Below are 25,095 nucleotides of genomic sequence, written 5' to 3' on the forward strand. Positions count from 1 at the left end.
CTCAATACGAGCCGACTAATATGTCGATAAGAGCATTGTTGGTGTGTTTTACAAAGGCATGACTCGGTTACGGCCAAGTGATTTCGCTTCATAAAGTAGCTTATCAGCACGTTCAATCAGCGATTGAGCTGATTCGCCGGGTTCAAGTTCAGCGACACCAAACGATGCAGTGATACTGCCGACTTGTTGACCACTGCGGCGATCTTTAATCGACAGCTTTTCTAGAGAGCGACGATTGGTATCAGCGAGTTGACGAGCAATACGCAAAGACTTGTTAGGCACAATCAGCGCGAACTCTTCACCACCAAATCGATAGGCAGAAATACCTTCACGGCAACTTAACTTCAGCTTGCGAGCGATCGCTTTAAGCACCATATCGCCAAACAAGTGGCCATAGGTGTCGTTGAAATTTTTAAAGTGGTCGATATCGAGAAGAATCAGACACAAAGATTGTTGTGCTTCACACAGGGTTTCTATGTCACGGTCGAAAGAGCGACGGTTATAGAGTGTGGTTGTACTATCGAAAAGCGCATCTTTCTGAACTTCTACTAACTGGGTTTTTAGCTTGGTGATCTCTGAGGTTGCAGAGTTTAGCTGAGAGTTTAAAAACTGAGTAGAGTGACGAATATGACGGGATTCAGACACCAGCTGTCGAACTAAGGACATGACTTCATCAATAGATAGGCTTTCATTATCAACACGAGCCAAGTCCTCGAAGCTTTTATCGATCATGTCAGAAAAAGCGGAGGTGTCGGTCAGGGTGTCATTCATTGAATTGGAAACTTCAGAAACTAACAGTTCCAAATTAGCGCGAAGGTCATTGATATTGGTTTCGGATTTGCTGGCAACATAATTGTTGTATAGCTGCTCACCAACGGCAGGAGGACAAATACCGTAGTGTTCTAAAATACCATCCATGTCTTGAGTCAGCTGGGGAATAGCGTTATCGACATAGGTGTACCAAAGTGCGTAATTTGCAGGTGTCGTTGACACCCTGTTCTTCATCATAAGAGGCACCGCTTTTTTTAGATTTGCGGTGGATTTCTGAAATTCGTCTTTGTTCATTATTTTTACTGCAGATACCAAAACAACTAAGCCACTTGCGAACAAGGTTAGCGGATTTCGAAGGTCTTTGCTTTAAAAATTATATGATTAGTGGATGAGGGTTGGATAAATAACTCATTTTTATTATGAATATCGATTGCGTATTCATAAGTGTAATCTAATGGATTGTTCTTTAACCATATTTGGGCTTATCAAACTTTCGGCGTAGCGTGAGTTAGTATCAAAAGATTGCTGAGAATTAAGTGTTGTCTAGGGAAGTGCATACAAAAAGTGACGTAAATTGATCGTTGAGCTTTAACTGAGAAAGTCTAGGTTGAGGACGCTTGGCTGGTGATTTGCATTTGTTCAGAGTTTACGGGGGAAAGCCTGTATCGAGAGGGGAAATGTTTATGAGCAGGCATAAAAAAGCGCCGATAAAAATCAGCGCTTTAAAATTCTTTTTAGCTATAAGAGCTAATTATTGAGCAACAACGTTTGCTGCTTGTAGGCCTTTTTGACCGTTTTCAACTTCGAAAGAAACCTTTTGGCCTTCTTTCAGAGTTTTGAAGCCTTCAGAAACGATTGCACGGAAGTGTACGAATACGTCAGCGCCGCCGTTGTCTTGAGAAATGAAGCCGAAACCTTTCTCTTCGTTAAACCATTTTACAGTGCCAGTATTTGTGTTAGACATAATTTGTCCCTTATTCATAAATTTTCTAAGTTGTTGATTGCATTTAATGCAATGCGCTGATAATTGAATTATTTAATATTGCTAAGAAATAAGGAAAAACTACTTACAAAAACGGGTAACGATTTTACATGTCAATTTTTTACTATTCATCTAACTTAAATAACTCCGGCTAACAGAGCGAGAGCATGTTAACACAGTCTTTTGAGATGTACACGCATTGCTTAAGAAATTTGTGCTTTTTTTGTCATACCGTGCGAATGTACAAGATTTACACTGATTTAGTGATAGTTTTGTCGCTTCGTCCAACACAACAAAAGGAAGCATCTCAGCTTCCTTTTGATCATTAGTATAGACGATATTAACGCTTAAAGTTGATATCTTCAGTTTGATCTAAATTTATTTTTGTTTTCGCTGGTTGAGTCTCTGCAATCACCTTACCGTGTCGTATTGAGTACTGCACTGGTACTTGGCGGCGCACTGCATCAAAGCCATTGTCAGCAGGAAGAATCAGTAAGTTACCTGGCTTACCTTCTTCGATGCCGAAGTTGTCTTGTATGTTCAATGTGCGAGCAGAGTTCTTGCTGATCAAATCAAGTGAGTTGTTGATTTGATCGTAGCCCATAACCTGTGTCACATGCAGTCCCATGTGCAGAACTTGAAGCATGTTCGCTGTGCCCAGTGGGTACCATGGGTCAAACACATCATCGTGGCCAAAACAAACGTTGATGTTTGCTGCTAGCATCTCTTTAACGCGCGTTACACCGCGGCGTTTCGGGTAATCGTCGAAACGGCCCTGTAAGTGAATGTTCACTAACGGGTTTGCCACGAAGTTGATACCAGACATCTTCAATAGACGGAATAGGCGAGATGCGTAAGCACCGTTGTAAGAGCCCATTGCAGTCGTGTGGCTAGCGGTTACTTTCTCGCCCATTTCAAACTTATGAGCAAGAGCTGCTAATGTTTCCACAAAGCGAGACTGTTCGTCGTCGATTTCATCACAGTGAACGTCGATCAGACAGTCGTACTTACGTGCAAGCTCGAACACGTAATGCAGAGATTCAACACCGTATTCACGAGTGAATTCGAAGTGAGGGATAGCACCGATAACGTCAGCGCCGATCTTCACTGCTTCTTCAAGCAACTCTTTGCCGTTAGGGTATGAAAGGATGCCTTCTTGAGGGAATGCAACGATCTGGATGTCGACCCACTCTTTCATCTCTTCACGAACTTCAACCATCGCTCTTAACGCAACGAGTGTTGGGTCTGACACATCAACGTGCGTACGAACGTGTTGAACACCGTTAGCTATCTGCCATTTCAGTGTTTGCTTGGCACGAGACTTTACGTCTTCGATTGATAGCAGTTCTTTACGCTCAGCCCAACGCTCAATACCTTCAAACAAAGTGCCAGAGATGTTCCAGTTAGGCTCACCAGCAGTTTGAGTAGTATCTAGGTGGATGTGCGGTTCACAGAAAGGAGTAACTGCAATGCCACCTTCAGCATCAAGGATGTCGCCTTGATGATTGATTTGCGCGCCATTATCGAGAATGCGAGAAAATTGACCATTTTCAATCAGAATCTGTTTCAAGCCTTCTTGGTCTTGAAGTTTCGCGTTCTTGATTAATAAGGTTGTCATAGTGTGTCCTTAAGCGGCCTGAGATTTCAGAGCTTTTTTGTTCAATAGAGGATTAAGCACGAGGTAACTGATTGCACCACCTAACACTGCGTTCAAAGGAACAACGCCAGGTAGGAAGTGACCAGCGGCTACGCCTGTTGCTACCGCGATAATGCCAGCCCAGTTAACGGTTTGGAACTCTGCATTTGCAAAATCTTTGTAACGTTTACGGTTCGCGAAGAAGTCGGCGATGATTACGCCACCAATTGGTGGAATCGCCAGCGAAAGGAAGGTTAACCAACCAACGAAGTTGTTGTATAACCAAAGTGCGAAAATCGTACCGATAATGCCGTTAATGATTGACATTGTAGTACTTGAGCGACCAGTGATGTTAGATAAACCCAAACCGGATGCATAAAGTGCATTTTCATTGGTTGTCCAGATATTCAAGCCAAGCACGATGATGGCTGGAAGCAGCAGACCTTGCGCGATCATCACATCTGAAATATCAGCCTGACCGGTTGCTGCTGCTCCTGCTGCGCCGAAGATAAACATCAGCGAGTTACCGATGAAGAACGCAACCATAGTAATTAATACTGCGCTTGCTGGCTTTTTACCAAAGCGAACGAAATCGGCCGTTAACGTACCCGCACTTACGAACGAACCTACAACCATTGCAAGAGCCATTGAAAAGTCCATTGGCGTCTCTGGTTTAATAAGTTGCAATTGCTCTAGTCCACCAACACTGTCTACCGCAGTCAGTACTGAGTAACCACCCAGAATCGCAATCGCAGGCACTGCAATCGCTGAAAGCACCATTAGCGCTTGAATGCCGAAGTACACTGTACCCGTCATCAATAAGCCAGATACGATAATCAAGGTGTTGGTATCAATGCCCGTTGCTTTTTGTACTGGAATAGCAAACATCGCAACACCCACACCAAACCAACCGACTTGTGTACCACCAAGTAAAGCAGAAGGAAGCCATGAGCCTTTAGTACCGAAAGAGAAACGAGCAAGGAGGTGGGTAGAGAGGCCAGTAGATGAGCCGATGTAGCCAAGAAAAGAAGTGTAAATACCGAGGATTAGGTTACCGATGAGAACGGCGAGGAAGAAATCGTTGAATGAAAGACCTGTCCCGAGTGAACCACCTGTCCACATACTTGCAGAGAAGAAAGTGAGTCCAAGCATTACCATGGTGAGTGAAGCGACTCCTTTCCTAGCCGATGTAGGAACCGGCCCTAGACTGTAGTTATTATCAGCAGCCATTTTTTACCTCCGCAAATGATCAAAATTAAAATTAACGGTCGCCGTATTGCAGGCAAACTTGCGCATTATGGTGATATAAATCACATAGTCAATGCTAATTTTGTCAATAATTGCCCATAAAAACCAGTTATTGCAGTAATTATCTTGTAAAACATAGGGTTATTTTCTGTCTTTATTTAAAAAAAACAAATAGAAAACGTTTTCTATAATGCGTTGGTTATCTGCTGTTCTTGGTTGGCTATGAATGCTTATTATTATACGTCTGAATGGGTGTCTGTATCGAAAAAGAGGGCGGTTGGCCAAACTGCAGGCAAAAAAATAGCCAATCGCAATAATCGCAATTGGCCTATATATTTTGTGAACAAGAATAGGTTCACTAACAACGTCAGTTGGCTAGGTGACCCTCGGCTTAAGAAGGGTCAATTTATACATTGCAGTTAGTGTGCCAACTTTTAAAACCACGTAAAACGGCAGTTTTATAGCAATCTGGTGCGTATTTGAGCGTTTAATTTGCGTTTTTGAAATGCCCAATTGCAAAATGCAATTGCGATTTGCAACTTTAGAGTGTTTATTCGTTTTTCGGGTTTGTGTTCTTTCTGGCGACGAATGGTGAAATAAACAAAAAGCCCGTGCGATCTAAGAGCGCACGGGCTTGGGTATTGTTTCACCAATAGGAAGTATTAGATGGAGTAGAAGAAGTACAGTTGAGACTTCATTCTAATGATGATCCCGCGTATTACGTCTAGGAACGCCATAAAGCTGATAGGCTTCTCACCGCTTACCCACGCTAATCCGACAGAGCCAACAGGAATATCGTAACCCTCTGCCTCATCAATTTTTAAACGAACAAAGTGGTGCTTGTTCTGAAGGTTTTTGCCTGTGGTAACACGAACCTGCTCATCGATACCCAGCAAACTTGCTTGCGCTTCACCAGTGGCCTCTACAATGCCTTCTACGGTTGCAGAGAACACTTTTCCTGGGTATACCGCTGTCGCAAATTCCGCAGGTTGACCGACCTTAATATTACGAATCGCTTGGTGGTTAACTCGCATCAGCACGTACTTCTCTTCGGTATACATCTGGATACGAGGCATCATTGAAACACGCTGACCTTCACGAAGAATAAAGTTTGTTACAAAGCCGTCAGTCGGTGCCGTGACTTTGGTGCTGTTCAAGTCCCATTGTGCTTGTGCCATTGTTGCCTTTGCTGAATCGACCTCAGTTTGCTTCTTGCTCACATTGGTTTCAGCTTTGTGGATGTTCAACTTCGCATTCTCGGCATCGACTTCTTTCTTGCTAAGCTGAGATTCCAATGTCGTAACGTTATACGTCGCTAAGTCTACCTTTGCTGTTTGTTGGTCGATGTCAGTTTCAGTGATCGTATGTTCTACCACTTTGTTTTGCTTCTGGTAACGATCAAGGGTCTTTGACTGCAGTACTAAGTCTGTTTTAGCCGAATCTATTTGTGCGACTGAAGCTTTGATGTCTTCAAGCGCCGATTGATAGCTGACTTTTGCAATGCTCACTTCTTGACGAGCTGTGTCTAAAGCGACCTCTGCAGATTCAAGTTGAACGCTGGCTTTGTCTCTTGCGATGACATATTTAGTGTCATCAATTTCGTAAATTAGCTGTCCTTCAGTCACATCCTGGTTTGGGTCGATGTGGACTTTGGAAGTTTTTCCCGACACATTAGTTGAATCGGGACGCAGCTGAATATGTGGAGACTGAACCACTGAGCCTCCCGATAGATCCATCGGAGTAAAATTGAGTAGGCCAACCCATACAAACAGCAACCAAGATGTACCCCCTAGGTACGCAAACGCCTTGGTGCCTTTGTTCCAAGGCATACCAACAAGTCTGAGTAAGTAAATGAACAGTGCCCAAATTGCCAAGCCTTCTAACATGTTTGGCTCTCCTCATCTTGCTTGTCGGAAGTTGTTTGCTCCTTGGTTGTGGTCGGTGACTTCCATGTGTCTCTTAGATTGATGATGGCTTTTTCCATATCAACGAAGGCCAAAATTACTGCTAGTACCCATACCCAGTGCCATACAAAACCAATCCATGTTAATGCGGTGATCAAACCGAGTTGTTGATGCTCTTTACTGTGAGCCTTGTTGATTGGTAATTCATGCACACGCCAGAAGCCGTAACATGCAGCAGCGATGGTTGCGACTAACACTACGCCTGCAACTACGTGTAGTGCGGTATCTGCGCCGGTTCCGACAAATGGGACACTAACTAAACTCATTGATATACCCTAGGTTAAATTGAGCACCGAGTGTTATTGATATCAGATTTAGAAGTTGATAATTTACCAATTACTTTAATAATGATGTCATTATGATTTGATCTGTAATAGTGACTTCTAAGTATGGTGGCTAATGAACAATTGTAACTTCTTAAGAGCATTGGGTATTTTGGGTATTTACCAATACGCAACGACTAATAAGGCTGTGAATACTGAGCAATTAGGTATTCCTAAATCGGTGTTTAATAACCCGATGAACCTTATCCCCGTAAGTGAAGTGGACAAATGGTATGGCTTACTTGAACAACAAACCGGTGATTCCGATATTATCTTGAAGCTGGCTGATAGAGTGGATATTGAAAGGCTAGGTCCTCTCTCTAACTGGTTTTTCTCGGGGCACGATCTGGCGTCGTCTATACGCCGAGTTAACATCGGGTTGCACTGTTTGCAGTCCGGGGCTTTTCTATATGGCGCTCAAGTCGGTAATTTCATCAAATGGTGCTACGACAATCCTGCTTATACTGAGGTGGGTAAAGTTCATGACTCAATTCGAGTTGCCATCTTTATGATGAAGATATTAAGGCGTTACTTGGGAGACGACTTTACTCCCGCAGCCGTCTCTATCGCAGGTTATCGCGAGAACACTCAACTCTATCAAGAGTATTTTGGGTGCAATATTCAGTGGGGCCAGCCACGAACTGAAATCTGGATACCAAGCCAGTCGAGGTTATCGAGCAATCAAGCCCCTTCTAGCGGCAAGATGAGCTTGGCAATGAACTTTCATGACTTAGATAATTACCTCAACATGCCTGATGCCGCGGATGAGCATAAGGTGACCTATGAGATGATCAATTACAGTCGCCATTTCGGCCTGCCAACACTGCATAAAGTGTCGAGTTTGCTTGGGTTATCTGAACAGCAATTTCAACGTCGATTGCATAACTTAGGCATCAACTTTTCTACCATTATGGGCTATGCGTTAAGTAATGTGGCGGTGGAGTTGTTGATGTATTCAGTGCCAATAGATAAAGTCGCGACGAGGCTCGGCTATACCAATGTCGCGAGCTTTAATCGGATGTTTAAGAAACATCGAGGTTTGACACCCAAGCAATATGTTGAGCGCCTAAAAACTGGCCTGTAACTATTCAGAGCTATCTTATGGTTCGTTTATGGATCAGGCTGGACAAGTAAACCATCCCCCAAGTACTCAAAATGAAAGGGGCGGTGAGTGGTAACAGTGACAGTTCATGAAAACCAAGTGTGATGAGACAGCTTAACAGAATGCCTAATAGGATTAACGGCCAACGGATTCGCGGATAGGGCACAAGTGCTAAAGTGGCAAGAATGGCGTTGTACCCGTAAAGACCTTGGGCTACCAGTTCGTTAGAAGCGCCAATCAACCCGCTAAATACGGTGCTAATTATTACTGCGAGCATAACCCAAATGGCATGCTTGATATTGTTGAGTGCGATGGCGACTAAGATAACGAGCCCCGACAACGCATTTTCGATGAAGCTGACTTGGCTTATCCCTTTTAACAACGGGATCACCACTGTCGGCAGGTTGAACCACGAGTTAGCCTCAATACTGATGAGTGGCATCAGTGCGGAATCAGGTGCAGAAAACGCTGACAGCTCAAAGGTTGATTGGATAATATAAATCAGCCAAGTGGTGAGGATAAAGGCGCTAGTGTAACCGCGATATTTCTCAAAACTGAATACGATGTGGGCAATCGGCACCGTGAGTAATGCACCTAACGCAGTCACTAAAGCCAATAATGGTGTCACACCAAAAAAGTTACCGATAAATAAACCAATCAAAGCGCCATTTAGCGCGTACATTCCACTATCAATGTCGTCAACTGACTTGTTGGTGTTGGTGTTGGTGTTGGTGTTGGTGTACATATAGCCATAGAAAGCTAATGCATAGCTGCAACTGGCGCCAAGTAAGGTAAGAAAAGCCAGCGCCAGTGACTCAATAGAAATGGCAAGCAACAGCAAAGTCGACGTCATGATAGACGGTGTGAAATAGACTTGCCCAATGCCATTGAGCAAGCCTTGAAACGGCAGAATATCCTTGTTCGTTTTCATCGTCTGATTACATTATTGAGTCATGTTAAATTTTTGTAATTCAGATTGTATACAATTTTATCAAGTTCACCATCTTCGAGTGTTAATTCTGATACCAGCGTTCACCATAAGCTTGTTGGTAATCTGGTGTTTCAATGATGCCTTCTTGTTCTGGAACGGTTTCTAACGGCCCAACAACAGTTCTATAGGGTAATACGCCAGCCCAAACTGGAATGTCCATATCGGCTTTATCATCATTCACTCCATGTTTACCAATCTTCACGGAAGCTTCTGTTAAAGGTATCGCCAACAACTCGGTCGCAGTGAGTTCTTTTTCATTACTGAGCCTCACTTCATCGGTTCTGCCCGGTGCGATTTGCTCAATAAAGATATTCAACAAGCGATCCTTTTCTTGATTGTCATCGATGACTGAAAATGACCCCAATACCACAGCAGAACGATAATGCGCACTATGATGAAATGCCGAACGAGCCAACACCCAACCATCGAATAAGGTGAACGTTAAACAGGTTGGTTCTCCCTTTTTTAGCCCTTTTAGTAGGCGACTGTTTTTAGCCCCATGAATGTAGACCATATCATCCACTCGCCACGCGAGCATCGGGATAACCATTGGGCCTTGTTCGCCTTGCAATGCAATGTGTGCGATTAAGCTCTCATCAATAATTTGGTGCAGTTTCTCTTGTTCAAATACGGCTTTGTGAGCCCCTTTTTTAATCGTGGTTCTTTTCGTGTTAGATAACATAATCGCTCCTTAATCATTGCCTTTTGATTAATGTAGCGATTAACTGGTCTATTAAATAGAGCCACTTTTAAACACTATTTGGATCCAGTTATGCAGCCTATCGATGTCGGTGACCTACAGTTAGACGAACAACACGACACGCGTCAAACCGCCTTGTTCCACGCGATAAGAGAGAAAATCGTTCAAGATTTATGGAGCAAGGGCAGTAAGTTACCTTCAACACGTAAGTTGGCCGTCGAGTTATCAGTGAGTCGAAATACGGTGATTTACGCGTACGAACAACTGGTCACGGAAGGCTATATCGAGAGTAAGCAAGGCTCAGGGTTTTATGTCTCGGTTGAACAACCAGAACACTTTCTAAGTTTGTCTAAGCCAAACAGTATTCAGGATCCGAAGGTCAAACAAACAGTCAGTAAACCGAGTGCAAACATAGCGACACCGAACGACATTAACCGTAGCTTTGCCCCCGGAGTCCCTGACTTAGATGCGTTCCCTTTTGCAAAATGGCAGAGGCTGCTGCAACGCCACTCTACACGTCAGAACATTGCGGGCAATCAAGAGGTTCAGGGAAGCTCAGCCTTGAGGGAAGCGTTGAGTGGGTATCTTGCAAGCAGTCGTTCGGTTCATTGCAGTGCCGACAGAATCATCATCACCGCAGGTGCGCAGCAAGCCATCTCAATCGGATTAATGGCAACGTTAGCGATGGACGACAAAATCCTTGTAGAGGAACCCGGTTATCGACAAGTGCATAAAATTATCGATCTGTTGAGACTAGAGCTGGATGGTGTGAGTGTGCGTGAAAAGGTGGGGCTAGATATTGAAAAAGTGTTGTCCAGCAACGCTAAGGCTCTCTATGTCACACCGAGTAACCAATACCCAATGGGCACGACTTTAAATACTGAGCAGCGCCTTAAATTGATCGACTGGGCCAATCAACATCAGTCATGGATCATTGAAGATGACTATGATAGTGAGTTCCAGTTTGCTCATCGTCCTTATACCAGCATGCAAGGGTTGGCGGGAAAGTTGGGATTCGATGATCGCATCATCTATGTTGGCTCTCTGAGTAAGGTTATGTTCAATGGCCTTCGATTAGGGTACTTAGTGGTACCAGAAAGTCTGGTGGCGAAGTGTCTTGAGATCAAAGACGCGCTCACTGGAGACACGGCGTCCCACACACAGGAAGCTTTGGCTGATTTTGTTCGAGAAGGCGACCTGCTGCGTCATATTAGAAAGATGCGCCGGTCATACAAACTCAAGTATGAAGCTATGATAGAAGCGATTGAAAGCGAGTTTAACGGTGATCTTGAAGTGATCAGTCAGGCAGCAGGGCTACATGTGACCGTGAAGTGGTATCAAGGTATATCTGAACATGAGTGGAGCCGACGAGCTGATCTTCAAAATATCATCATTCGTCCGTTTGATTTTTATGAATATGGATCAAGTGATGCTCGTGATTGGAGTGGGGCGGTGTTGGGGTTTGGAAATATCCGTTTGGCTGAGATAAAGCCGAAGATCAAACAGATCGCTCGGCTTTTCTATCAGTGATATTGGTAGGTATCGTTTACAGCTTGTCGACAGAAACGGTGGGTTTACCCAACCACTTTCGCCAAGGGAGTGACAATGTCACAAAGATAGTCACGGCATAGAGCATCGACCAACTTAAACAGATAAACACCAAGGTACAGATGACCAATGAAAGCATGGCTGTGTATCTAGATGCGCCTGTTAGTAATCGGCAAGCGGCTAACATCGCGAGCAGATAAACCAGAACAAAAATACCGTTGGCGAGCTTGAGAAAGAATTCAAGGTCCAAGTTGGACAGTTCACCAATCACACACGAGATAAGCACGACAAAGCCAATTGCTATGGTTGGGTAAAACGGTACGCCGCGGCTGTTCAGTTGAGCCATTCGACTTGTAGGAGAGTGTTGGCGAGCCTGAGCCCAGATCATCCGAGACAGGCTTTGTGTGTAAAGGTTTAGGCTAGCAAAGCAAGCAAAGAACCCCAGCACGCTGATGACAGTTTTGAAGCCATTGCCAAACAGTTGTTCTGTTACCCACGGGATGGATGCGGCATCGAATTCAGATGAACCGTAAGCGCCCAGTTTAAGAATCACCACTGAACAAGCCCAGTACACTAACCCCGCAACAAAACAGCCTGCAATGATGGCGATTGGGAAGTCACGTTGTGGATTTTTGAATTCCTCTCCCATGTGAGCAAAAGCTTCTATTCCGACAAAGCACCAAAACATGACAGCCAACGCAGCGCCGATAGACCACACCGAATCGGACGAGATGGTTGGAAGAGAAACATCGGCTGCCGTGATGTCGGCTTTCCAAACAAAAGCGCTGACTAAGGCAAAAATCGACAATGCGATCACGGTTTGTAGTCGGCCAGAAGATTTACTGCCCATCAAATTGACGGCAATAAGCAGGGCGACGGTAAAGGATTGAGCGCCAAGTGGTGTGTCGAGGGGGGCGGGTAACAATTGTTGAGCAAACCCACCTGCTAGTGCAATGGCCGCTGGAATACCGACAGGAATAACACTCACAAACAACCACGCCACGCTGGTTTCTAATCGCTCGCTAAATGCCTGACGCACAAAGTAAGCAGTACCACCTGCATTCGGGTAGCGTTTTCCTAATGCTGCAAAGGTCAGTGCAATCGGGCAAATAGCGATAAACAGGATTAACCAAGCAAGAAGAGACAACTGTCCTGCAATGCCTGCTGCGATCGCAGGGATCATAAATAATCCCGTGCCTAGCAAGGTCGTCGAGAGTTGTCCGATTCCTGAAATAAGCGTGATTTCTTGTTTGAGTTGTGTCATTCGCTCTCCTAGCTATTTGATTCTGGTCACGGTCTTCCAGTAACTTTCTTCTGGTGTGTGAGAAGTTATGATTGAGAGCATACATTGTTGACATCAATAATACAGCTAGCGAAACGTCGTAAGACACCGTCATTTTAACGGTATTAATCCGATTCAGCGTGAAAGTGTCGGCTGTCAGAATGGCTGTTATAAGTAGGAAAGTTGTGTCAAATTAGGCGTTATAAATAGAACAATAAATGGAAAGAATCAGAAGCATGGATAAATTTGATCGCCAGATTTTGGATATTCTCAAAACCAATGCACGATGCTCAGTGAGCGATATCGCCCGAGATGTCAGTCTCTCGCGCTCGGCAGTGAACGCCAGAATCAAGAAACTGGAAAGCGACAAAGTGATTACGGGCTACTGCGCTCAAGTGGCAGAACCCAACCAAACGAAGAATGTGTGCGCTTATATCTTGTTGAAGTTCGACATGTCGAGTAGTGACCATAGTTGTGAGTCTTACGCGAAACAAATTCAGAGTATCGATGAGGTGCAATGGTGCCACTCTATTAGCGGTGAGACCGACATGATGCTGTACGTGGAAGTGGAAAGCATGGAGAGCCTGAACCGAGTTCGCGATCAGCTGCAAAGCTACCCAGATCTGCGTCACTTAATGACTCATACGGTTTTGACCGAGTTTTTCAACAAACAGAATGCGACGGTGCATTCATGTTAGGCAATATCAACTTAAACCTGCTGCGTTCACTGCATGTACTTCTTGAAGAGTGTCATGTGAGCCGTGCCGCCCAACGTTTGCATATCACACAATCCGCGGTGAGCCGCCAGCTCAGCCAGTTACGAGATTTGTGTGGTGACCCTTTACTGGTCCGTGATGGCAACAAACTGGTGCCGACCAACCGCGCACTTCTGCTTAAAGGCAAACTCGACGACCTGCTTGGCGAGTTTGACCACCTGTTAGATGATAAACCCTTCGAGCCGCAAGACTGGCAAGGTGAATTGGTGTTGTCCTCGAGTGATTATGTCGCTCAGTATATTCTTCCTGTGATTGTGGCAGAGGTGTCTGCTGAAGCGCCGAACATCAATTTGGCTTATCGATTGTGGCAGCCAAACTACCTTGAAGCACTGAACGAGTCTGGGATTCATTTGGCTTCCAGTATGTTTCCCACAAAGCCAGAACATGTCTCAAGTATCAAACTTGGTGAAGATAAGTCGGTGTGTTTGATGCGAAAGTCGCACCCGCTGGCTCAACAAGCGGTTTTGAGTGCAGAAGATATTGTTCACTACTCTCACATCAAAGTGACGGGTGGTGGAGATAAAGACAGTTACGCGGACATAGCATTGAAGAAGCAAGGGCTGAAGCGAAGAGTGGCTTTACAGGTTCCGTTCTTTTCATCTGCTGGTACTGTGTTATTGCAAGACGACTATCTGATGATCGTGCCAGAACATATCGCCTATAACCTAGGTCGACACCTCGATACTACCTACTTTTCGTTGCCATTTGATACGGAAATGCATACCTATTGGTTAATGTGGCATCCTAAATATGACAACGACTCTGCCCACAAATGGGCGCGAGAAAAAGCATTCCAAGCCATGCAAAAGTCGAGTTACAATATCAGTATGACTTGAAATCATAGGTGTGATGATAATCTTTGATTTCAAATAATACCTCCTGCGAATTATGGTAAGTGCCAAGTATTGAGTATTAAGCGTAGAGCGTTCAGCTGGAACGCTTTATTTTATTAGGAATGGAATGATGACAGTAACAATTTGGTTTTCTTTATTAGCGATTTGCTTGTTGGGTGCAATGTCTCCGGGCCCAAGCTTGGCGATGATCGCTAAACACAGTTTGGCTGGTGGCCGTATGAACGGGCTTATCGCAGCTTGGTCACACGCTGCTGGTATCGGTATTTATGCGTTCGCAACCATTGTTGGTTTAGCCGTTGTGCTTGAGCAATCCCCAATGTTATTTAAAGGTATTAGCTTAGCGGGGGCTGCTTATCTGCTTTATCTTGGCGTTAATGCGTTACGTTCGAAAGGTGGTGTTGCCGCGAAATTAGAAGCGGGTGAAAAGATGAGTTACATGCAGTCTGCTCGTGAGGCTTTCTTGATCTCTATCTTGAGCCCAAAGATCGCATTGTTCTTCATCGCTCTGTTTAGCCAATTTGTAGCGCTAGGTAATGAACTGACCAATCAAGTGATTATTGTCTCAACGCCGCTGATTGTCGACGGCCTTTGGTACACCTTTATCACCTTGGTACTGTCTAGCCCGTTGATTGTTGAACGTATTCGCTCGAAAGCTCAGTTGATTGATCGACTATCTGGCGTGGTGCTGATCCTGCTTGCTGTTCGCGTGGTGTGGACGATATAGCAGTAAACGATAAGAATAAGTAACTAGGGTCTGTTAACTTTTAGTGGTTAAATTTTGTTCGAGATAGAATCGTTTTAGGCGCGGCAAGGAGTATGTAGCCTAGTCATTCTAAGTTAATACTTCTTAACAAAGCATAAAACGATTCTAGCCGAACCCTTCGGGCAGCCTTTGTGGTTCATTTCTACTGCGTTATCGGCTTCTCATGTAGGCTAGCTACACTTCAAAGCCTCTGCCTTGTAGAAATTTCCCACAAAGTGCTGCAAAAATCAGCTCTAAAGGTCAACAGACCCTAGACGTTCACCAGAAACGACACTCATTAAAAAGGCTCACTAGAGGTTATCTAGTGAGCCTTTTTGAGTTCTATGGATTGGTTTCGAAAGGCTTGAGCGTATTAGCCTTCAGAGTTCAGCACGGCATCTAACTTCGCCATCGAGTCTGAGAAGTAGGGGTTGTAGGTCAAACGCGCATGGTTCTTCCCTTCTTCACGATAGCCCCAAGCTGAATACCAAACCTCACTGGTTGCGTTACATTGTTCTTCAAAGCCTTCTGCCTGACCATTGGAGCAAATCTTCTCGCTACCATTGATTCCGTAATAAGGGTTATTTGGTGAGAACAGTAAGCCCATGTGAGAGCCGTTCGAGATACGTTGCTCTGGAATTTTCATGCTGTACTGAACAGCGCGAGGATCCTCGAGAGTCGTCTCTCCTTGCCAAACCAACACATTGTTTGGATTCGGCATTGATTCAGTAAAGGCTTGCTGAACGTAGTTGGTATCAATCACGCTGTCGCCTTCACTCATCATAATAAACACTGGTTTGTCGAAGTGTTTATCTTGTAAGTCATCACGTACGACTTCTGATGTCTCGTAGTAAACCGAGGCTCCGTTCATTGGCAACGAGTTGTAACGCAACACATTGTCTTCAGGATCTTGATCAGCCCAAGTGACAAAGTAGCTTGCTAGCCCTGCGTATTGAACAGCAGACGAGCTTGGTTGAAACGCAGGAGAGAACAACAGTAACCCAGAGATCTTAGGATCGTTCATCGCCTGTGAAGTCACGAGGTTCGCGCCGGTTGAATAGCCGCCTAGCCAAACAGAATCATACTCTTGCTCAAGTAACTTCGTATGATGAGCTACCACACCTTGCCAATCTTCTAGGCTCGGCTGCATTAAATCACCCACGCGACTGCCGTGACCCGGAAGTAATACGGTTCTCACTAAGTAACCTTGCTCTGCCAAATGCGTAGCGATGTCTTTAAATGAATAAGGTGAGTCGCCTAATCCATGAACCAATAACACCGCCTTACCGTTTGGCGAGGTTGGTTGATACTCGGTTGGTGAATTGAGTTGGATCTCGAGTTGCTTGTCTTCCGTCATGAACACACGGTTTTTCAATAACCAATCTTGGGTGTCATTAACGTAGGCATCGAAGCTGTCTTGCTGATAGCTAGGTAAGTCTGGAGATGTTTCGTAAGCGGGTATCGGTGTCTCGTTGGAACAACCAACGAGACTTAAAGTCGTTAAGGCCAGCAGTGCTAGCAGGGGCTTTCTTTGCATTATGTAATTTTGTCTCTGTTGTGCTTTCACTATGTCTGAAACTAAAGTTTAGGTTACTTTTTGCTTGAAAGATCTTCGTATTCACCTTCAATAACACCGGCATCATTGGTTGATGACTGACGAGTGTTCATATGTGCTGCGAAACCTTGTTTCTTCATTTGATTCTGAATGCGCTTGCCAGTAATTAAAGCTGCAATAGCTAAAGGAATAGCAAGGATCAAGCTTGTGAATAACGCCAAAAGGCCAGTAAACAATGCAACAATCGTAACTAATATATTTTTCATATTCATTCCTCTTTTTCTATGTTGTTACTTTATCGCTTCTATTCTGAACGAAACATGAACGTCGTTAATAAATCTCAGAGAGTCACTATGACACGGATGTGTGCTGTTAGGGAGTTTATATGTAGTCATAATCACGCACTAAAAATATGGAATAAAACTAAGTTAAATAAAATCAATAACTTAAAGGTTGGCACGCTTAATGCTCTATAGGGTTTGGAATAAGTCACTGTAAGCAAAGTACTTACAGTTAATAAAAATTACTGGAGCCCTTATATGTTTTGTATTCAATGTGAACAAACAATTCAAACCCCAACCGTAAAAGGCTGTTCTTTCGCACAAGGCATGTGTGGAAAAACGTCTGAAGTATCCGACCTTCAAGACGTGTTGGTGCATTCTCTTCAAGGTGTTTCTTTTTGGGCCAATTTGGGCCGTGCGTGTGATGTTATTGATACTGAAATCGACGAGTGGGCGCCAAAAGCGTTTTTCGCAACATTAACCAACGTTAACTTCGACCCTGCTCGTATCATTGAATTTGCACAGCAATCTCATGAATTTAAGCAGCGCTTAGAACAACAGGTTCGCGCGGCAGCGACATTGATTGGTTTTGAGATCCCAGCGCTTTCTGCTGCTGCTCAATTCGACCTTCCAACGGACTCTTCAGAGCTATTGGCGCTTGCCCCTCAAGCGGCGGTAAACCGTGGCCACGACTCTCAACACGAAGATGTGATTGGTCTTCGCCTTCTTTGTCTTTACGGGCTAAAAGGTGCAGCAGCTTACATGGAGCACGCACGTGTTCTTGGTCAAACTGACAATGCTATCTTTGCTGAATACCATGAAATCATGGCTTTCCTAGGTACGGATCCATCAGACCTAAAACAACTGTTAGATACGTCTATGCAGATTGGCTTGATGAACTACAAAGTCATGGAAATGCTGGATAAAGGCGAGACAGATACATTTGGTCACCCTCAACCAACAACTGTGAATGTGAAGACGAAGCAAGGTCACTGTATCCTTGTTTCTGGTCACGACCTGCATGATCTAGAAAAGATCCTTCAACAAACGGAAGGCAAGGGCATTAACGTTTACACCAACGGTGAGATGCTACCTGCACACGGCTACCCTGAACTAAACAAATATCCACACCTTGCGGGTAACTACGGTAGTGCTTGGCAGAACCAGCAAAAAGAATTTGCGAACTTCCCAGGTGCGATCGTAATGACATCGAACTGTCTGCTTAATCCTGATGTGGGCTCATACGCTGACCGCCTATTTACGCGTAGCATCGTAGGCTGGCCGGGTGTTGCTCACCTTGAAGGTGACGATTTCAGTGCAGTAATTGATTGTGCTCTTGCGCAAGAAGGCTTCAAGCATGACGAGATCGAGCAAATGATCACTGTCGGCTTTGGTCGTAATGCTTTGATGGAAGCTGCGCCTGCGGTTGTTGAACAAGTGAAAGAAGGCAACATCAAGCACTTCTTCCTTGTGGGTGGTTGTGATGGCGACAAATCTGAACGTAGCTACTACACAGATTTCACAGCTCAAGCACCAGAAGATTCAGTAATCCTGACATTGGCGTGTGGTAAATTCCGTTTCAACAAAAACCAATTCGGTGACATTAACGGTATTCCACGTCTGCTCGATGTTGGTCAATGTAACGATGCTTACTCAGCGATTCAGCTTGCTCTTGCGCTGTCGCAAGAGTTTGATTGTGGCATCAACGAACTACCGCTAACACTGGTTCTTTCTTGGTTCGAGCAAAAAGCGATCGTTATCCTGCTTACTCTGTTTGCTCTTGGTGTGAAAGGCATTTACACAGGGCCAACAGCACCTGCTTTCCTAACAGAGAACCTACTAAAGATTATTCAAGACGAGTTCGACATGCGTTCTATCTCAACGCCAGAGCAAGATCTTAAAACAATCTTAGCGGCTTAATATAAGCCCACTCCCAAGCCCCGTTGTTGCTGTTCTTTAGGAACGTGCAGCGGCGGGGCTTTCTAGATTTAATTCTTTAGTATCAGTAAGGTGTGTGAACTATGTATGCATGGTCGGATAGCGATTCAATCAATTTAGTGTGTTTAAAGAAATGGCACGAGACGCCAGATACGGTCAGCTTTGAGCTTGGCAGTATTCCACAAGACTTACATTTCAATTTTAAGCCCGGTCAGTTCATCACCTTGGGTTTAGATATGCCGACGAAAACGGATTACCGTGCTTATTCCGTGGCTTCTTGCCCCGAAGATAACCGCCTGAAGTTGACGGTCAAGCGTGTGGAAGGTGGCTTGGTTTCGAACTTTATTGTTGATGAGCTTGATGAAGGTGACGAGGTTTCTGTGTTGAAGCCGGCAGGCTCGTTTAACTGTATTGATTGCATGCCAACGGCAACAAAGAAAGTAACGCTAGTGAGTGCGGGCTGTGGCATTACACCCGTAATGGCGATGGTAAAATATTGGCTGTCTCAAGACAGTGACAGTGACATTGAGATTGATTTCGTCCACATGGCACGCAACAAGCTTGAGACTATCTACTTTCAAGAACTTCATCAGCTCGATGAATCACATGCGAATTTCAACTTAAAACTGCTGTTAAAAGACAACGAAGGAACAACCGCCCCTCAAGGTCGTTTAGATAAAAACTGGTTGGTGAAACTGAGCCCAGATATCTTAGATAGAACGGTTTACCTGTGTGGGCCTGTCGGCTTCATGCAAGATATTGAGAGTTATCTGAAAGAGCTTGAGTTCAACATGGATAACTTCTATCAAGAAAGCTTTACTCCTGCTACTCAGGATGCTCAATCAGAAGCGTCAAACGCCGAAATTGCTGACGATACGAATAGTGCTGTTAAGGTATTTGTGCCTGCGTTCGGCGCTGAAGTTGAAGCGGAAACTGGCACACCATTGGCGGATTCATTAGAAAAAGCAGGCGTTCCAATTATTATCGCTTGTCGTAGTGGGATTTGTGGTTCGTGTAAATGCAAAGTGACCAAAGGATCTGTGGAATCAAGCAGCCAAGAAACATTGACGCCAGAGCAGATTGAACAGGGCTACGTGCTTGCATGTTCAAGCTCGATTCAGTCAGATGTTGAGGTTGAGTTATAACAGACGTAAAGCTGTGCAAGAGTGATGAAGACAAGATCTTATTATAGCGATAAAAGTTAGGGCGCTAGATGTAAAAAGGCCACCTAGATCAGTTAGAGAGAGCAGATCTAAGTGGCAACCCTCTTGTTTATACGGGGGAGTAAAACAAAAGGGGTTGCGAAGTCCATACAGACTTCGCAGATATAGTTATTATGTTGTGGAGCTTGTTGCGATGGACGTATCTACAAGAGCGAAGTTAATTAAACTTCTGGGTATGTCTTGTAGCGTACACCCATCATCTGTTCCATACAGTGAACAACTTGGCAGCTGTAGCCAAACTCGTTATCGTACCAAATGTACAGCACGGCACGGTTGTCTTGTGCGATAGTCGCCACACCGTCAACCACACCTGGGTGACGAGAGCCAACCAAGTCGGTAGATACAATCTCAGTCGAGTCTGTGTAATCAATTTGTGCAGACAAAGCAGAAGACAGCGCCATTTCACGCAGGTACTCGTTCAACTCTTCTTTGTTTGTGCCTTTCTCAAGGTTTAGGTTCGCAACTGCCATTGAAACGTTTGGCGTAGGAACGCGAATCGCATTACCTGTTAGCTTACCTTCCATTTCCGGCATCGCTTTTGATACTGCTTTAGCAGCGCCAGTCGATGTCAGTACCATGTTCAATGATGCAGCACGACCACGACGATCACCCGAGTGGAAGTTATCGATTAGGTTTTGATCATTGGTAAATGAGTGCACCGTTTCGATGTGACCAGACAGCACGCCAAACTTGTCGTGAACCGCTTTCAATACTGGCGTGATTGCGTTAGTAGTACAGCTTGCTGCAGAGATGATGGTGTCTTCTGGCTGAATAACATTTTCATTCACACCAAATACCACGTTCTTGATGTCGCCTTTACCAGGTGCAGTCAGTAGCACTTTCTTCGCACCGTTACACGCAACGTGTTGGCTCAGGCCTTCCGCGTCACGCCATACGCCTGTGTTATCAACCACAAGTGCATTTTCAACACCGTAAGCCGTGTAATCCACTTCTTCTGGTTTGTTTGCGTAGATAACTTGGATGAAGTTACCGTTAACGATGATCGCTTTGCGTTCTTGGTCTACAACAATGCTGCCGTTGAATTGGCCGTGTACAGAGTCACGACGAAGCAGGCTTGCACGTTTTTCTAGGTCGCCATCTTTGCCGCCGCGTACAACGATTGCACGTAAACGCAGTGGGTACCCCGGGCCACTTTTCTCGATCAACAGACGAGTTAGCAGTCGGCCAATACGACCAAAACCGTACAATACAACGTCACGAGGTTCTGTCATTGCATCGCCTTCAAGCGATTCGATAAGTGCAGTTTGTAGGAAATCATCCAACCCATGTGTGTGTTCGCGATCTTGCCAGAATGAATGCGCAAGGCGACCAACATCAATACGACATGGAGATAAGTCCATAGAGAGAAGGTGTTGAATAATCGGTTGAGTCTGTTCTGCTGTAAGAGGAGAACCAGTGTAACGTTTTGCGATGCGGTGAGCTTTGATGATGTCGATAGTTGTCGCGTTAACTAAGGTCTTACCAAAGAGGATAACTTCTACGCCTTTTTGACGGTATAACTGACCTAAAGTTGGAGCGATGGATTCAGCAATGGTTTGACTAGTTTGCCAATCTAGGAGGTGCTTTTCGGGACTCATCTTTACTCGGGACCTTTCACGTTAAGTTTCTGCATTCATGGCGGTTGTAGGGAAGCCAATCAGCATAGGGGATTTGAGGCATCAGTCTGTGGTCTTTATTGCCACTTAAATGTGCTGATATACCTTGTGTGTAACTTGTAATTTTTATGTGGCAGGATTGTAAGGTACGACGGGTTATTCTGCTAGGAAAAATAAATGCAGACAAAATGTCTGTAAATTGGCTTTATATTAGCCATAAATCAAGATTTGAACGTCGATAAAGACTATTGACTTTAATAATCTGTAGCACTTATTTTTCGTCAAAAAATACTCAATTCAAAGGATAATATGTAATACAGGTCATATTGAACATTAAAGGTGTGATCGCTAACTCAAGTTACACGTAAACAGTAAACGATAAATAAGGGAATTAACGAGTATTGATGTTTGACCTTTGAATAAGCCTAGCTTGAGTGTGAAAAGTGCATCACGCAAACGATTGGATGTCACAATTTTAACCTAACTATCCACTTTGTTAGCACGCAGAGTCATTATTCACAGTCTAGTTGAGCCGCAGAATGTGGATGTGTACTTGTTATGCCGGTGATAATAACTGGAGAAAACGTCTTTTGTTTACATTTTGCTCACTAAAACCTCGCTTGCTTACATCTCATTTGTAGAAACCTCCTCGAGTAGACCTCTCTCACGTAACGTTCACTTGTCTAAAATCGGCTTGTCTCAATCTCACTTAGTAAAGCAGACTCCTCCGCTTTAAAGCCCTGTTTTGGATGCCTGTTGATTCTAATTTTTCGTTCTGGGCTCAGAGTATCATTTGTTCATATCCAATTTGATCAATAACCCCCTGTTAATGTCCTATTCTTAATTTGGGCTAGGTAAATTACTTTCGGGAAGGGAGTCGTTATAAAAATGATAAATATGTCAATTAGATGGCGTCTTATTTTTCTTTCCACGGTTTCGGTACTCATTATGTTCGGGTTTACAGTGAATGAAGTGCTTAAGAACGATGAGAAGATGAATCACCTTGAAACAACGCGTATTAAGGTCGAAGCGCTTCAATTTTTTAATACGGTTTCAAGCGATGCTTATCGATGGTTGGTTCTGTCTAATGACTCTCCAGAGAAAGAGCTGCTGCTTTTAAAGCTGCAAGCTGATTTAGCTAGACTCGCTCAGTACGAGAAACAGCTTCGACAGTTCGACAGCAATTGGACTGTTGAACCACAGTTGGTTGAGCTTAAGAGTGTGTTAGCGAAACTCGCTCGCGTAACCTCCAGTATGAACAACGACGCAACACAGATTACGGACAACAACACGCAACTGGCAGAGCATGCTTTCGACTTGCTAAAAGGCGTGTTAATGGAGCTATCTGAATATCGCATTAACATCGTGGACGAAAAGATCAGTCAAGCTGACGCGATGTTTATCAATCTTACGCATTATGTGTTTTGGACTCAGAGAGAAGCGTGGTTAAGCTTCAGTTTGTATCGCTCGCCCGAGCTAAGAAATCAATATTTATTGAGCTATGTAGGTGCGCTAGAGAGGCAGCAACAGTTGCTTGATACATTTTTCCGCTCTGATACTCGTTCACCTGAAATTAGGCAACTGCTAAACGCGGTCGCCAAAGATGATTTTCAAGACAAATTTATATCTCGAATCCTCAAAGGGGACTTTTCATCACCCGAAATATATCAACACTTGAAAAGCTTAGAGGTTAAAAAACGGGCTATTTCAGACGCGATTGGCGCTTACACCAATCAAATACAGTTTGAACTGACCAAGAATATCGCGTTGCAGAAAAGGCAAACCTTGGTCATGACGTTGCTTATACTCATCGCTTCTGGTGTTTTGATGTGGCTTGGGGTTGCGACATCTCTGCGCTTAAACAGAAACCTGTCGATTATCTTGAAAGGTGTGTCGGAATGCGCTGATAGCTACGGCCAGCCAAAGGTGATTCGTATCCAAGGGAACGATGAGCTTGCCGAGTTCACTGAAACCCTAAATCGAGTGATGGAACGCAACTATCTGCACAACAAAGAGTTGATAACAGCAAAAGAAGACGCGATTTCGGCTAACAAAGCCAAAAGCGCATTCTTAGCAAATATGTCACATGAAATACGCACGCCACTTAACGGGATCATTGGCATGGCTGAGATCTTATCTCAAAGCCAACTGAGCCCAAATCAACAAGAAGTACTGGGGGATATCGAATCGTCCTCTCACTCTTTACTGGTGCTGCTGAATGACATACTCGACCTGTCTAAAATCGAGTCGGGTAACTTGATGTTGTCACCACACAATGCTGATTTGCGAGAAGCGGTTTATGACTCTGTGAGTGTGATTCAGTCGAAAGCGATAAGTAAGGATATTGAGCTCGACATCAATATCGATTATCAAACGCCGTCACAACTGTTTTTCGATGAGTACCGCGTGAGACAGGTGCTGACCAATCTGCTTTCTAATGCCATCAAATTTACGTCTAAGGGCACAATTACAACTGACATTGCTTATACACCCATATCTATGGGCAGGGGCAAGCTTGAATGCAGCGTGTCTGATACCGGGATTGGGATTGAGACCGAGAAGTTAGAGTCCATATTTGAACCTTTCACTCAAGAAGATGGCAGCATTACCCGTCAATTTGGCGGTACGGGGTTAGGGCTTGCGATTTGTCGACAGCTTGTTGATTTGATGGGTGGTTACATTACCGCGCGTTCAGTGAAAGGAGAGGGCTCTACATTCACTTTTTGTTTGTATGTCGATGTTGTAGAAGCGCCTGTTCAAACTTTCGATAACCTGAGCCGAGCGACCATCATCTCGAACTCTTTCAATTACCTCGATCAGCTCGTTAAAGAGTGTGAGCGTTTGAATGTTCGAGCCAATGTGGTGTCATCCATTGCTGCCCTTAGTGAAAGTGTAAAAGAAAGTGACTTCATACTTTATTGTCATACCTTGCACCACTCTATGGAAAAAGATCTTGCGACGTTGAAGGTGATATATCCTCTTGCTCGCGTCATCGTTTGTCAGCATCACCTATTTAAAACCAACCTAATCAGAGAAACGGTCCACTCGACTCATACCTTGCCATTCTTGGGCCGACGTTTCTTAACCAGCTTACAATCTCTCGATGTGGGCGAAGAGCAAACGCCTCAAGTGGAAGCAAAAGATGAAGAAGTTCGCTCTCTGAATCGACGCATTTTGATCGTTGAAGACAATCTGATGAATCAAAAAATAGCGAGCTTCTTCCTTGAGCAAGCGGGTTATGAATATTTGATTGCCAGTAATGGCCAAGAAGCGGTGGATGTGATCACCCAGGGTGCTCAGTTTGATGCAGTCTTAATGGACTGCATGATGCCTGTTATGGATGGCATAACGGCGACTCGTGCGATACGTCAGTGGGAAGCCGATCAACAAGTCACACCATTACCCATCATAGCTTTAACCGCCAGTGTTCTAGAAGAAGACATCAAAGATTGTTTTGAAGCCGGTATGAACGCCTACTTACCTAAACCCTATAAATCTCACCAGCTGTACGATCTTTTCAGTAGCCTTGATATTGTCTAGGGCTCCCGTATCAAGGCTAGCGC

At 44.4% G+C, this 25,095-nt stretch carries 20 protein-coding genes; 8 read left to right on the forward strand and 12 right to left on the reverse strand.

The window, feature by feature from the left end; translation table 11 throughout:
- Positions 1-48: 48 nt before the first annotated feature.
- The 6 genes from AB4384_RS19445 to AB4384_RS19470 form a co-directional block, all read right to left on the reverse strand.
- The gene (locus AB4384_RS19445) at positions 49-1,065 is read right to left on the reverse strand and encodes a GGDEF domain-containing protein (protein WP_102398619.1); all 1,017 of its coding nucleotides are present in this window, start codon (positions 1,063-1,065) and stop codon (positions 49-51) included.
- Between the two features lie 457 nt (positions 1,066-1,522).
- Positions 1,523-1,735: a cold-shock protein gene (locus AB4384_RS19450; RefSeq protein ID WP_004740083.1), complete on the reverse strand. Its 213-nt coding sequence runs from the start codon at positions 1,733-1,735 to the stop codon at positions 1,523-1,525.
- A gap of 358 nt (positions 1,736-2,093) precedes the next feature.
- A complete protein-coding gene (locus tag AB4384_RS19455) occupies positions 2,094-3,371 on the reverse strand; it encodes a cytosine deaminase (RefSeq protein ID WP_372073539.1) in 1,278 nt (425 codons plus the stop codon).
- A 9-nt stretch (positions 3,372-3,380) separates the two neighbouring features.
- On the reverse strand, positions 3,381-4,619 hold the full coding sequence (gene codB, locus AB4384_RS19460; protein WP_032545811.1) for a cytosine permease: 1,239 nt from the start codon (positions 4,617-4,619) through the stop codon (positions 3,381-3,383).
- Between the two features lie 680 nt (positions 4,620-5,299).
- Positions 5,300-6,523, reverse strand: coding sequence for an HlyD family secretion protein (locus tag AB4384_RS19465; RefSeq protein WP_372073541.1), 1,224 nt, complete (start codon positions 6,521-6,523; stop codon positions 5,300-5,302).
- Positions 6,517-6,867 carry an MFS transporter gene (locus tag AB4384_RS19470; RefSeq protein WP_017066493.1) on the reverse strand — a complete coding sequence of 117 codons (351 nt, stop codon included), beginning with the start codon at positions 6,865-6,867 and terminating at the stop codon, positions 6,517-6,519. Before AB4384_RS19470 ends, AB4384_RS19465 begins: the two co-directional genes overlap by 7 nt.
- Before the next feature lie 133 nt (positions 6,868-7,000).
- On the opposite strand from AB4384_RS19470, the gene AB4384_RS19475 reads away from it, so the two are divergent.
- Positions 7,001-8,008 (forward strand): AraC family transcriptional regulator, encoded by a 1,008-nt coding sequence (locus tag AB4384_RS19475; RefSeq protein ID WP_017061786.1) that lies wholly within the window; start codon positions 7,001-7,003, stop codon positions 8,006-8,008.
- Between the two features lie 10 nt (positions 8,009-8,018).
- On the opposite strand, the gene AB4384_RS19480 is transcribed toward AB4384_RS19475, so the two are convergent.
- Both AB4384_RS19480 and AB4384_RS19485 read right to left on the reverse strand, forming a co-directional pair.
- Positions 8,019-8,957: an urea transporter gene (locus AB4384_RS19480; protein ID WP_372129987.1), complete on the reverse strand. Its 939-nt coding sequence runs from the start codon at positions 8,955-8,957 to the stop codon at positions 8,019-8,021.
- A gap of 82 nt (positions 8,958-9,039) precedes the next feature.
- Complete coding sequence (locus AB4384_RS19485; RefSeq protein WP_102394154.1) at positions 9,040-9,699, reverse strand: pyridoxamine 5'-phosphate oxidase family protein; 660 nt, start codon at positions 9,697-9,699, stop codon at positions 9,040-9,042.
- Positions 9,700-9,789: 90 nt separating this feature from the next.
- Here AB4384_RS19485 and AB4384_RS19490 point away from each other — a divergent pair, with 90 nt between their 5' ends.
- Entirely contained in the window at positions 9,790-11,247 is a 1,458-nt protein-coding gene (locus tag AB4384_RS19490; protein WP_372129988.1) for a PLP-dependent aminotransferase family protein, read from the forward strand.
- 16 nt (positions 11,248-11,263) lie between these two features.
- Here the strand turns inward: AB4384_RS19490 and yjeH are convergent, their stop codons facing one another.
- Positions 11,264-12,529, reverse strand: a complete 1,266-nt coding sequence (gene yjeH, locus AB4384_RS19495; protein ID WP_372129989.1) for an L-methionine/branched-chain amino acid transporter — start codon at positions 12,527-12,529, stop codon at positions 11,264-11,266.
- A 254-nt stretch (positions 12,530-12,783) separates the two neighbouring features.
- On the opposite strand from yjeH, the gene AB4384_RS19500 reads away from it, so the two are divergent.
- The 3 genes from AB4384_RS19500 to AB4384_RS19510 all read left to right on the forward strand — a co-directional run bounded on the left by AB4384_RS19500 (position 12,784) and on the right by AB4384_RS19510 (position 14,901).
- A complete protein-coding gene (locus tag AB4384_RS19500) occupies positions 12,784-13,245 on the forward strand; it encodes an Lrp/AsnC family transcriptional regulator (protein WP_017061781.1) in 462 nt (153 codons plus the stop codon).
- Positions 13,239-14,159 (forward strand): LysR family transcriptional regulator, encoded by a 921-nt coding sequence (locus AB4384_RS19505; protein WP_017061780.1) that lies wholly within the window; start codon positions 13,239-13,241, stop codon positions 14,157-14,159. The genes AB4384_RS19500 and AB4384_RS19505 overlap by 7 nt, the downstream gene beginning before the upstream one ends.
- 127 nt (positions 14,160-14,286) lie before the next feature.
- Positions 14,287-14,901: a LysE family translocator gene (locus AB4384_RS19510; RefSeq protein ID WP_017061779.1), complete on the forward strand. Its 615-nt coding sequence runs from the start codon at positions 14,287-14,289 to the stop codon at positions 14,899-14,901.
- A 391-nt stretch (positions 14,902-15,292) separates the two neighbouring features.
- Here AB4384_RS19510 and AB4384_RS19515 read toward each other — a convergent pair whose 3' ends face one another.
- Both AB4384_RS19515 and AB4384_RS19520 read right to left on the reverse strand, forming a co-directional pair.
- A complete protein-coding gene (locus AB4384_RS19515; RefSeq protein ID WP_048617008.1) occupies positions 15,293-16,456 on the reverse strand; it encodes a carboxylesterase in 1,164 nt (387 codons plus the stop codon).
- Positions 16,457-16,509: 53 nt separating this feature from the next.
- Positions 16,510-16,740 (reverse strand): hypothetical protein, encoded by a 231-nt coding sequence (locus AB4384_RS19520; protein ID WP_017061777.1) that lies wholly within the window; start codon positions 16,738-16,740, stop codon positions 16,510-16,512.
- Between the two features lie 273 nt (positions 16,741-17,013).
- Here AB4384_RS19520 and hcp point away from each other — a divergent pair, with 273 nt between their 5' ends.
- Together hcp and AB4384_RS19530 are read left to right on the forward strand one after the other, a co-directional pair.
- Complete coding sequence (hcp, locus tag AB4384_RS19525) at positions 17,014-18,675, forward strand: hydroxylamine reductase (RefSeq protein WP_048608912.1); 1,662 nt, start codon at positions 17,014-17,016, stop codon at positions 18,673-18,675.
- 101 nt (positions 18,676-18,776) lie between these two features.
- Positions 18,777-19,838, forward strand: coding sequence for a hybrid-cluster NAD(P)-dependent oxidoreductase (locus tag AB4384_RS19530; protein WP_136982710.1), 1,062 nt, complete (start codon positions 18,777-18,779; stop codon positions 19,836-19,838).
- Positions 19,839-20,077: 239 nt separating this feature from the next.
- Here AB4384_RS19530 and AB4384_RS19535 read toward each other — a convergent pair whose 3' ends face one another.
- The gene (locus AB4384_RS19535; RefSeq protein ID WP_017061774.1) at positions 20,078-21,514 is read right to left on the reverse strand and encodes a glyceraldehyde-3-phosphate dehydrogenase; all 1,437 of its coding nucleotides are present in this window, start codon (positions 21,512-21,514) and stop codon (positions 20,078-20,080) included.
- A 966-nt stretch (positions 21,515-22,480) separates the two neighbouring features.
- Here AB4384_RS19535 and AB4384_RS19540 point away from each other — a divergent pair.
- Positions 22,481-25,072 carry an ATP-binding protein gene (locus tag AB4384_RS19540; RefSeq protein ID WP_372129990.1) on the forward strand — a complete coding sequence of 864 codons (2,592 nt, stop codon included), beginning with the start codon at positions 22,481-22,483 and terminating at the stop codon, positions 25,070-25,072.
- The last annotated feature ends 23 nt before the right edge of the window (positions 25,073-25,095 follow it).

The organism is Vibrio sp. 10N.261.51.A4, assembly GCF_041471945.1.
Taxonomy (GTDB): domain Bacteria; phylum Pseudomonadota; class Gammaproteobacteria; order Enterobacterales; family Vibrionaceae; genus Vibrio; species Vibrio crassostreae_C.